This window comes from Gryllotalpicola sp. CP2-P1 (assembly GCF_057512245.1).
This window is the reverse complement of the sequence record NZ_JBLRDT010000108.1, coordinates 1-9,229: the sequence shown is the minus strand read 5'-3', so window position 1 is coordinate 9,229 and position 9,229 is coordinate 1. Positions and strand designations below refer to the sequence as shown.

Annotated in this window: 10 protein-coding genes; 2 read left to right on the top strand and 8 right to left on the bottom strand. The window is 68.8% G+C overall.

Annotated features, from left to right (window positions below; translation table 11 throughout):
- The 3 genes from ACM2XV_RS09615 to ACM2XV_RS09605 all read right to left on the bottom strand — a co-directional run.
- On the bottom strand, window positions 1–258 hold a 258-nt coding region (locus tag ACM2XV_RS09615), incomplete at its 3' end, for a hypothetical protein (protein ID WP_487026771.1).
- 39 nt (window positions 259–297) lie between these two features.
- The gene (locus ACM2XV_RS09610) at window positions 298–456 is read right to left on the bottom strand and encodes a hypothetical protein (protein ID WP_344774872.1); all 159 of its coding nucleotides are present in this window, start codon (window positions 454–456) and stop codon (window positions 298–300) included.
- A gap of 189 nt (window positions 457–645) precedes the next feature.
- Complete coding sequence (locus tag ACM2XV_RS09605; protein WP_344774874.1) at window positions 646–1,344, bottom strand: thymidine kinase; 699 nt, start codon at window positions 1,342–1,344, stop codon at window positions 646–648.
- 62 nt (window positions 1,345–1,406) lie between these two features.
- Here ACM2XV_RS09605 and ACM2XV_RS09600 point away from each other — a divergent pair, with 62 nt between their 5' ends.
- Complete coding sequence (locus ACM2XV_RS09600; protein ID WP_487026770.1) at window positions 1,407–1,973, top strand: YbhB/YbcL family Raf kinase inhibitor-like protein; 567 nt, start codon at window positions 1,407–1,409, stop codon at window positions 1,971–1,973.
- Window positions 1,974–1,980: 7 nt separating this feature from the next.
- Here ACM2XV_RS09600 and ACM2XV_RS09595 read toward each other — a convergent pair whose 3' ends face one another.
- The 5 genes from ACM2XV_RS09595 to ACM2XV_RS09575 all read right to left on the bottom strand — a co-directional run bounded on the left by ACM2XV_RS09595 (window position 1,981) and on the right by ACM2XV_RS09575 (window position 8,634).
- Window positions 1,981–3,720 (bottom strand): Rv2578c family radical SAM protein, encoded by a 1,740-nt coding sequence (locus tag ACM2XV_RS09595; RefSeq protein ID WP_487026769.1) that lies wholly within the window; start codon window positions 3,718–3,720, stop codon window positions 1,981–1,983.
- A 77-nt stretch (window positions 3,721–3,797) separates the two neighbouring features.
- Window positions 3,798–4,568 (bottom strand): SDR family NAD(P)-dependent oxidoreductase, encoded by a 771-nt coding sequence (locus ACM2XV_RS09590; RefSeq protein ID WP_487026768.1) that lies wholly within the window; start codon window positions 4,566–4,568, stop codon window positions 3,798–3,800.
- A 70-nt stretch (window positions 4,569–4,638) separates the two neighbouring features.
- Entirely contained in the window at window positions 4,639–6,108 is a 1,470-nt protein-coding gene (gene mqo / locus ACM2XV_RS09585) for a malate dehydrogenase (quinone) (protein ID WP_487026767.1), read from the bottom strand.
- A gap of 60 nt (window positions 6,109–6,168) precedes the next feature.
- The gene (locus ACM2XV_RS09580) at window positions 6,169–7,230 is read right to left on the bottom strand and encodes an aspartate-semialdehyde dehydrogenase (protein WP_344774884.1); all 1,062 of its coding nucleotides are present in this window, start codon (window positions 7,228–7,230) and stop codon (window positions 6,169–6,171) included.
- Between the two features lie 99 nt (window positions 7,231–7,329).
- A complete protein-coding gene (locus tag ACM2XV_RS09575; protein ID WP_344774886.1) occupies window positions 7,330–8,634 on the bottom strand; it encodes an aspartate kinase in 1,305 nt (434 codons plus the stop codon).
- Between the two features lie 134 nt (window positions 8,635–8,768).
- Between ACM2XV_RS09575 and ACM2XV_RS09570 the strand changes: the two genes are divergently transcribed.
- On the top strand, window positions 8,769–9,229 hold a 461-nt coding region (locus ACM2XV_RS09570), incomplete at its 3' end, for an FAD-dependent oxidoreductase (RefSeq protein ID WP_487026766.1).

The window sequence follows — 9,229 nt, the reverse complement described above, 5'->3', positions numbered from 1 at the left end:
CTCGACGTAGGCGGTCGGCCGCAGCGGGGACTCGATCATGAGGAAGCCGAGATAGCGGCGGATGCGGTCCCATGCCGGCCGCTCGGCGAGCTCGGCGGGCGACAGCCGGTCGGCCACCGCGCGCAGCGCAGCCACGTCGTGGCTGATCAGCACGGGCCAGTTGGTCTCGGCCAGCTCGATCGCATCGTCATGGCGCTGCTCGGCGAGGGCGAGATAGATCAGCGACGCCACGCGGGCGGGCTCTGAACGCTCCGACACGTCGCCCTCATCCCGCCGTCAGCCGACTCACCGCGGCGTTCAGCCCGCGGCCTCTTCGATGCCCTTGTAGCGCTCGCCGCCGACGAGCTCGACCCAGCGCGAGTAGTCGTGGTCACGGCCGATGGGGCACGTGCACGAGACTTCGATGCGCTGGCCGTCGCGGCCGAGATAGACCTCGACATGGGGCTTGAACGGCATGGGACTCCTCGGGCTGACGAGCGGGGAAGGCAGCAGGTGTACCGCTCGGTCTATTCAGTCAAAGCCGTGCGAACGGGTCAATACTGAAAATGCGCCCAGTTCAGGGGTTTTGCGCTCAGTAGTGCCCCCATAACGGGGCAGTCCGAACGGGCATCCCTCGCCCCTGCCCCTGCACCCCGCCCGATGCGCTCACATGAAGTCGGCGTCGGGCGCGTCGGCGTATGCCGGCGCCGCGCCGCCCGGCCAATGGCGGCGGCCGTTGTTGAGGGTGCCGTGCGATTCCTGCAGGTAGCAGAGGCCGCACAGCGATTCGTAGGTGACGGATGCCTGCGGCGCGCCCTCCCCCGCGCCCTCATCGATCGCGACCTGCGCCCCGTCGAAGACGTACTCGCCGCCCACGACGCGCGCGTTGAAGATCGCCTTCCGGCCGCAGCGGCAGATGGTCTTGAGCTCTTCGACCGAATGCGCGATCTCGAGCAGGCGGCGGCTTCCCGGGAAGGCCACCGTCTGGAAGTCGGTGCGGATGCCGTAGGCGAGCACCGGGACGTCTTCGAGCAGCGCGATGCGCAGCAGATCGTCGACCTGCGCCTCGGTGAAGAACTGCGCCTCGTCGATGAGGAGCGCGCTCACGTCCCGCCCGCTGCCGCCCAGGGTGCGACTGCGGTGCTGCTGGAAGCGCAGGTAGATGTCGTCGGTCGCATCGACGGTGAAGTCGACCTCGCGCGTGAGGCCGAGCCTGCTGACGATCTGGTCGTCGCCCTTGGTGTCGAGCGCCGGCTTCGCGATCAGGACGTTGTGGCCGCGTTCCTCGTAGTTGAACGCCGCCTGAAGCAGCGCGGTGCTCTTGCCGCTGTTCATCGCCCCATAGCGGAAGTAAAGCTTCGCCATCCCTTCATCGTATGGGCGCGGCGTCTGAGGTGTGCCCGTAAGGGACCGGGCAGACTTGGCTCATGCCCGCTAATCCCCTCGGCCGCGCTCTGCGCGGCCGCCGTGCCGGTCACCACACCCTCGTCTGGGCGCGCCCAGAGCTCAGCGCTCCTGAGGGATTCGCGCTCACAAGCCCCGCCTTCGAGCACAATGAAGCGATCCCCGAGCGGTTCAAGGGCAAGATGTTCGGCGCGACTCCGTCGCCCGCGATCGCCTGGACCGAGCCGCCGGCCGAGGCGGCCGAGCTCGTGCTGATCGTGCAGGACCCCGACGTTCCGATGGGCAAGCCCGCGACTCACGCGCTGGCCGCCGGTATCGACCCGGCACTCGGAGGAATCGCGGAGGGCGGCCTCGCCAACCCGAGCCCCGTCGCCGGCGTCGTCTACGGCAAGGGTGCCTTCGGCAAGCTCGGCTGGGTCGGCCCGATGCCGCCGCGCTCGCACGGCCCGCACGCCTACGTCTTCCAGCTGTTCGCGCTCGACCGGAAGCTGTCGCTCACCGAAGGGTTCTCGCTCGAGGATGCCCTGCGGGCCATGGCGGGGCACGTCATCGCCCGCGCTCGGCTCGACGGCATCTACGAGGCGGTGTAGCGCTCCGTCAGAACAGCGTCGGCTCGGGGGCGACGCTCGCGGCATCCGTCTCTTCGAAGAAGACGAGCGGCGTGCGGCGTTCGCCGTCGGCGTCGATGCGGCTTGCGCGGCCGCGCCCCGGCCGTCCCGCTCGCGGAGTCGCCCGCGCTGCGCCGCCGATCGCGTCGCTCTTTGCCAGCGCCGACGAGTCGACACCACCGGTGACGAGGTCTTCGCGACCACGGACCATGCCGTGCTTCGCGATGAGCGGCTTGATGCGGCGGGCGAGCCACTGCCGGTACTCCTTCGGGGCGTAAGTGCGCCCTTCTGGGTACAGCTCGGCATACTTCGCCAGCAGCTCGGGGTGCTCGCGCTCGAGCCAGAAGTTGAACCACTCCTTGACGCCGGGCTTCAGGTGCAGCGCGGTGTACAGCACGCTCGTCGCCCCCGAGGCCTTGACCTGCTCGAGCGCGTAGTCGAGGTGCTCGGTTGTGTCCGTCAGGAACGGCAGGATCGGCATCATGAAGACGCTGCAGTCGAGCCCCGCATTGCGCACCGCGGTGACCGTGGCGAGTCGCTCTTTCGCGCGTGGGGTCCCAGGCTCGACCGACTGCTGCAGCTCGTCATCGTAGATCGCGATCGACATCGCGACATCGACGGGCACGTGCTCAGCCGCTTCCTTCAGCAGCGGCAGATCGCGGCGCAGCAGCGTGCCCTTGGTCAGGATCGAGAACGGCGTGCGCGCCTCGGTCAGCGCCCGAATGATCTCGGGCATCAGCTTGTAGCGCCCTTCCGCGCGCTGGTACGGGTCAGTATTCGTTCCGAGCGCGACCGGATGCCTGTTCTGCTGCCACTTCGGCCGCGCAAGTTCCCGCCGCAGCACTTCGGCGACGTTCACCTTGACGATGATCTGCGAGTCGAAGTCGCGCCCCACATTGAGCTCGAGGTACTTGTGCGTCGGCCTGGCGAAGCAGTTGTGACTCACGACGCCGTTGGCGATGAAATCACCGGTCTCGGTCGTGATGTCGATCATGTCCTGAACCTCACCCAGGTCCTCGATCGACACGATGCGCAAGTCGGCGTCAGATTTCACTGCGGCGCCCTCGAGCGCGAGCTTGCGTGTGATCGCCGGCTCGGTCATGCGGAAGAAGCGGTCTCGAGCCGCCAGCCCGCCGAGAAGCCGAAGTTGAGAGACGCCGTTCGGTCGCGGAGCCTCGCGGATGCCGGCGCCGAAGCCCATCAGCTTGTTGCTCCGAGTGAGGTACGGTCGCTGCCCGTTGCCCGGCGCGTCGGCCACGTACTTCCAGCCGCGCTCGGTAAGAAAGCGATGGTCCCCGCTCGCCACCAGTTCGGTGCCGTCCGCCAGCGTGACGCGGTACGCGCGTTTCCGCGTGTCCCACTTGGCACTAACGCGCGACCGTGCGTAGCGCCGGTACGAGCCCACCGTGCGGGTTCCGATCACCTCGTCGCCGACCTTGACCATCCACAACGGCACCTGCCGGCCGTCAGCCATCAGAATCGACGTCTCGGGGCTCAGGCAATAGCTGCACGCATGGGAACAGCCCCTGTAGGGGTTGATCGTCCAGGCGTAGGGCATTACCTTCGAGCCGCCTGGCACCTGGTTCAGCGCCGATTTCGCCAGGATCTCGTGGAACACGATTCCGTCGAACTCCGGCGTGCGCACCGTGCGCACCAGATTGTTCAGCTTCGCGAGGCCCGGCAGCGCGTCGTCGGACTCGACCCCGAGCTCTTGGTTCTCCCACCGCATTCATCCATTAGAACACCGATTCGATTTGAGTGTCGGCAATTTTCGAACATGTGTATAACCGGTGGAGAACTCGCCTACTACCCGTCCTCGCCCCAGATCGGGCCGCCGAGCAGCTGCAGGGGCCCCGCGAGCGAGCCGCCGTCGACCGGCAGCGTGACGCCGGTGATCCATGCGGCGTCGTCCGAGGCCAGGAACGCGATCGCCGCCGCGATGTCGGAGGGCAGCCCGACCCGCCCGAGCGGATACATCTTCACCACGGGGTCGGCGCCGCCCGGACGCTCGGTCCACACCCGCGTGAGCACTGTGCCCGGCGCGACCACGTTGATGCGCACTCCGCGCGGCCCCAGCTCGACCGCGAGATTCCGAGCGAGCAGCGACAGCCCCGCCTTGGCCGCGGCGTAGGCCGGCTCGCCGTAGGCCGCGACGCCGTTCACCGAGCCGACGAGCACGATCGCGCCCCGGCTCTGCACCAGGGCAGCGCGGCACGCACGGATCACGCGCATCGGCCCGTGCAGATTGAGGTCGACGGTCGAGAGCCAGTGCTCCTCATCAAGTCCGTCGGCAGACGCCGTGTCGCCGCCCGCGACCTGCGCGAGCGCGTCGATGCGCCCGAAGCGCTCGAGCACGCCGGCGACCGCGGCATCGACGGATGCCGCATCAAGCAGATCGCAGGGGAAGACGGCGCAGCGCGAAGCATCCGATCGCCCCGAAACCCACGACTGCGCGCGCGCAGGGTCCACGTCGAGCACGGCGACCGAGCCGCCTTCGTCAAGCATCCGCTCGGCCGTTGCCCGCCCGATGCCCTGCGAGCCGCCGGTCACGACGACGATCTTGTCGGTGAACCTCATGAGGTCACCGTAGCGATCGCGAGCGTTTTGAGACGCGGCGCTGCGCGGCGCTCCTAGGCGAGCGGGAGTGCTAGCGGGGCAGGCCGAGCACCCGGGCCGTGCGCTCCATGGTCGCGCGCGCGAGCTCGGGGTCGTTGTCGAGGGACTCGCCGAGCGTCGGGATGAGGTCCTTCAGCTGCGCCTGCCACGCCCCCGAGTACTCGGTCGGGAAGCAGGTCTTGAGCACATCGAGCATGATCGACACCGCGGTCGAGGCGCCCGGCGAGGCGCCGAGCAGGCCGACGATGGTGCCGTCCTTGTGGGCGATCACCTCGGTGCCGAACTGCAGGACGCCGCCCTTCTTGGCATCCTTCTTGATCACCTGGGCGCGCTGGCCCGCGGTGATCAGCTCCCAGTCGGCGGGCTTGGCCGTGGGCATGAACTTCTTCAGTTCGGCGAACTTGCCCTTCTTGGTGAGCAGCAGCTGGCCGATCAGGTATTTGAGCAGCACGAGGTTGTCGAGCGCGACGCGCAGGTACGGCCCGATGTTCGACGCGCGCAGGCCCGCGGGCAGGTCGAGCACGCTGCCGTACTTCAGGAACTTGGGGTCGGCGCCTGCGTAGGGGCCGAACAGCAGCGACGCCTCGCCGTCGACGACGCGCTTGTCGAGGTGCGGCACGCTCATGGGCGGCGCACCGGCCTCGGCCTGCGAGTACACCTTGGCGTCGTGCTTGGCCACGACGTCGGGGTTCGTCGTCTTGTAGAACTGGCCGGAGATCGGGAAGGTGCCGTAGCCCTTGGCCTCGGGGATCCCGGCGCTCTGCAGCACCTTGAGCGCCCAGCCGCCGGCGCCGACGAACACGAAGCGCGCGTCGAGCTGCACCGTGGTCTGGCGCACGAGCTCGCGCACCTTGAGCCGCCACAGCCCGTCGGAGCGCTTCTTGATGCCCCGCACCTCGGAGTTCAGCCGCAGCTCGGCGCCGTCGGCCACGAGGTTGTCGATCAGCTTCTTGGTCAGCGCGCCGAAGTTGACGTCGGTGCCCGCGATGGAGCGCGTCGCCGCGAACTTCTCGCTCTTGTCGCGCCCGCGCATGAGCAGCGGGGCCCACTTCATGACCTCGGCGCGGTCCTCGCTGTACTCGAGCTCCTCGAAGAGCACGTGCTTGGTCAGCGTCTCATGGCGCTGGCGCAGGTAGTCGATGTCCCCCGGCTTGCGCACGAACGTCATGTGCGGCGCGGGATTGATGAAGTCGGATGCCTGACCCAGCACGCCCTCTTCCACGAGCTTCGCCCAGAACTGGCGGCTCTGCTGGAACTGCTCGTTGATCTGGATCGCCTTCGCCGGGTCTGCCGGGTTCGGCATGTAGTTGAGCTCGCACAGCGCGCTGTGACCGGTGCCCGCGTTGTTCCACGGGTTCGAGCTCTCTTCCGCGACGGCGCCGAGGCGCTCGACGATCACGATCGACCAGTCGGGCCTCACCCGCTTCAGGAAGGTTCCGAGCGTGGCGGACATGATGCCGCCACCGATCAAGACCACGTCAACGGGGGCTCTATCGCTCACCCGCCCATCCTATCTGTCTCGAGATCGAGACACTTTCAGGGCACCGCGTGACCCGTGACCCTACGCCGCGACCGTGCGCCTGGCCGCGACGAGCTCGGCGATCTGCACGGCGTTGAGCGCCGCGCCCTTGCGCAGGTTGTCGTTCGAGACGAAGAACGCGAGGCCGCGCCCGGCGGGAGCGCCCTCGTCGGCGCGGATGCGGCCGACGAACGACGGGTCCTGACCGGCGGCCTGCAGCGGCGTCGGGATGTCGGCGAGCACGACCCCCGGGGCATCCGCCAGCAATTCGGTGGCACGCTCGGGCGTGAGCGGCCGCTCGAACTCGGCGTTCACCGACAGCGAGTGCCCCGTGAACACCGGAACGCGCACGCAGGTGCCGGACACGAGCAGCTCGGGCAGCTCGAGGATCTTGCGGCTCTCGTTGCGCAGCTTCTTCTCTTCGTCGGTCTCGTTCAGCCCGTCGTCGACGAGATTGCCCGCGAACGGGATCACGTCGAACGCGATCGGCCGCTTGTAGACCTGCGGCTCGGGCAGGGTCACGGCTGCTCCGTCATGCACGAGGTCGAGCAGGTGATCGGATGCCAGCGCTGCGCGCGCCTGGTCGGCGAGCTCCTCGGCACCCTTCAGCCCCGACCCGGAGACGGCCTGGTAGGTCGAGACGATGAGGCGGCTGAGCCCGGCCTCGCGGTCGAGCACCTTCAGCACGGGCATGATCGCCATGGTCGTGCAGTTCGGGTTGGCGATGATGCCCTTGACCGCCTCGTCGATCGCATGCGGGTTCACCTCGGAGACGACGAGAGGCACCTCGGGGTCCATGCGCCACGCGCTCGAGTTGTCGATGACGAGCGCTCCCGCTGCGGCGAAGCGCGGGGCCGCGGCACGGCTGCCCGTGGCACCCGCCGAGAACAGCGCGATGTCGATGCCCGACGGGTCGGCCGTCTCGACGTCCTCGACGACGATCTGCTCGCCCTTGAACTCGAGGGTCGTGCCGGCCGAGCGCGCGGTGGCGAAGAAGCGGATGCTCGCGATCGGGAACTCGCGCTCGGCGAGCAGGCGGCGCATCACCGCGCCGACCTGGCCGGTGGCGCCGACGACGGCGACGTGGAATCCGTTGGTGCTCATGTGCTTCTCGATTCGGTTCGTGCGGGTTTCAGTGCCCCGGGCCGACGTTTGCGCCCCGCGTTGTAGGTGCGAACGTCGGGCGGGGGCGCAAAAGTCCGGTCAGCGGCCGGTGCCGGCGTAGACGACGGCGGTGTCGGAGCCGTCGAGGCCGAAAGCGGTGTGCACCACGCGGGCGGCCTCGGCTAGCACGTCGGCGCGGGTGACGACCGAGATGCGGATCTCGGAGGTCGAGATCATGCCGATGTTGATTCCGGCCTCGGCGAGGCAGCGGAACAGCCGGGCGGAGACGCCGGTGTTGGTGCGCATTCCCGCGCCGACCAGCGCGAGCTTGCCGATCTGGTCGTCGTACTGCAGCGACTGGAATCCGATCACGCCCTGCTCGGCGCGCAGCGCCTGCAGCACCTTCTGGCCGTCGGCCTTGGGCAGCGTGAACGAGATGTCGGTGAGGCCGGTCGCGGCGGCCGACACGTTCTGCACGATCATGTCGACGTTGGCGCTGGCCTTCGCGACGGTGTCGAAGATGGCCGCGGCCTTGCCGAGCACGTCGGGCACGCCGACGACGGTGATCTTGGCCTCGGTCAGGTCGGTGGCGACACCGGAGATGATGGGCTCTTCCACAGTTCCGTTCTCCTGCATTTCGCGCTGGATGCGCTCGGCGGTCTCGGCGGCCGTCTCGTTGACGACCAGGGTGCCCTCGCTGTTGTTGAACGAGGAGCGCACGTGCAGCGTCACGCCATGACGCCGCGCGTACTCGACGGCGCGGATGTGCAGCACCTTCGCACCGGCTGCCGCGAGCTCGAGCATCTCTTCGCTCGAGATCGTGTCGATCTTCTTCGCCAGCGGCACGATGCGGGGGTCCGAGGTGAAGATGCCGTCGACGTCGGTGTAGATCTCGCAGACGGTCGCGCCGAGCGCTGCCGCGAGCGCGACGGCCGTGGTGTCGCTGCCGCCGCGGCCGAGCGTCGTGGTGTCGCCCGTCTCGGTGTTGAAGCCCTGGAAACCGGCGACGATCGCGATCGCGCCCTCGTCGAGCGCCTCGCGGATGCGGCTCGGGGTGACGTCGACGATGCGCGCCGCGCCGAACCGGTTGTCGGTGATCATGCCGGCCTGGTAGCCGGTGAAGCTGCGGGCGTCGTAGCCCATCGTTCCGATCGCCATGGCGAGCAGGGCCATCGAGATGCGTTCGCCGCTCGTGAGCAGGATGTCGAGCTCGCGCGGCTCGGGCAGGGGCGTGACCTCGTGCGCCAGATCGAGCAACTCGTCGGTCGTGTCGCCCATCGCGCTGACGGCGACGACCACCTCGTTGCCGGCCTTGCGCGTCTCGACGATGCGCTTGGCGACGCGCTTGATGCTCTCGGCGTCGGCGACAGAGCTGCCGCCGTACTTCTGCACGATCAGCGCCACGGGCTCTCCTACTGCGTGTCTCGGGGCTCTGGGTGATTCCAGGGATTCCGCCCATTCTACGGTGGGTTTCCGGCGTGTTTCGCCGGGTCGGTGAGCCTCGTTTCGCCGCGTGACATCGGGGTTAGCGTGGCGCCATGAGCACATCGCGTGTGGTGGTTCTGGGTGCCGGTATCGCGGGCGCGGCGACTGCGTTCGGGCTCGCCCGACGCGGCGTGTCGGTCGTGGTCGTCGATGCGGGTCTCGAGGGGCGGGCGACGGATGCCGGCGCCGGAATCATCCAGCCCTGGTCGGTGTCCCGCGGGGGCGCCTTCTATCAGCTCTACGCAGACGGTGCGGCGTTCTACCCGTCGTTCGTCTCGGCGCTGACGGGTCACGGTGCGCCCGACATCGGGTACCGCCGCGTCGGCTCCCTGATCCTTTCCGCGGACGAGGCCGAGCTCGACGCCGTCGAGGAGCGTCTTGCGGCCCGCGCCGCGGATGCCCCGGCGATGGGGGCGGTGCAGCGGCTCCGCCAGGGCGAGGCCCTCGCCCGCTTCCCGCTGCTCGATCCGACGCACTCCGCCGTGTGGATCGAGGGCGGCGGCCGCGTCGACGG